Below are 459 nucleotides of genomic sequence, written 5' to 3'. Positions count from 1 at the left end.
CGGATATAATACGAAAGGCTGGAGCGTTACAACTCCTGAAGACCCGGACGCTACACCAACACCGCAGCCAACCAAAAAGCCGCAGCCGACAGAAGCACCAAAGCCGTCTCCAAAACCAACATCAACCCCGAAGCCAACACCAACCGCTACTCCTACCCCTTCACCGGAAGAGATTGCAGCCAACGCTGAGAAGATGGCCAAGGAAGTCATCAGACTGACGAACATTGAGAGGAGAAAATACGGACTTACTGAACTGAAATATCACGCAAAACTTCAGCAGGCAGCAATGACCAGGGCAAAGGAACTGGAAATCAAATTTGCTCACGAAAGACCTGATGGAAGTGACATCGGAACCGCAGCATTTGAAGCAGGTGTAGGAAATCCTGGTGGTGAAAACATCGGAGCGGGATTTACAAAACCGGAGGCGGTTGTTAAAGCGTGGATGGATAGCGATGGACA

General features: G+C 50.3%; 1 protein-coding gene. It reads left to right on the top strand.

Translation table 11 applies throughout. The features are described 5' to 3' along the window. A partial coding sequence (locus tag DXC01_RS20425; RefSeq protein WP_199705062.1) for a CAP domain-containing protein occupies nt 1-459 on the top strand: 459 nt, incomplete at both ends.

The organism is Blautia sp. OM07-19, assembly GCF_003481595.1.
Classification (GTDB): Bacteria; Bacillota; Clostridia; order Lachnospirales; family Lachnospiraceae; genus Blautia_A; species Blautia_A intestinihominis.
This window is presented reverse-complemented; position numbering and strand designations above follow the sequence as displayed.